Here is a 228-nt window from a genome sequence, read left to right as displayed (position 1 = left end):
GATCGCCAAACTTCGCGACAATGACCTGGGCGATCAGCGCTTCAGTCGGCAGGCCACCAGGCACGACATGCTCGGGCGCATGCGCCTGCGCCACGGCGCTCGAGCAACGGCGGCACGCATATTTCGGACGGCGCGTGACCAACACGCGGAACTGGGCCGGGATCACATCGAGACGCTCGGAGACATCCTCGCCAATCATCGTCATCGGGCCGCAACCGCAGGGACACA

At 65.4% G+C, this 228-nt stretch carries 1 protein-coding gene; it reads right to left on the bottom strand.

Features of this window, described 5'->3' with window-relative positions:
• The coding region (locus IYY11_RS00010) for an IS66 family transposase zinc-finger binding domain-containing protein (protein WP_196402256.1) at nucleotides 1–228 on the bottom strand (228 nt) is incomplete at both ends.

This window comes from Methylocystis sp. H62, from assembly GCF_015709515.1.
Taxonomy (GTDB): domain Bacteria; phylum Pseudomonadota; class Alphaproteobacteria; order Rhizobiales; family Beijerinckiaceae; genus Methylocystis.
The sequence above is the reverse complement of the archived record's forward strand: the minus strand, read 5'-3'. Positions and strand labels throughout refer to the sequence as shown.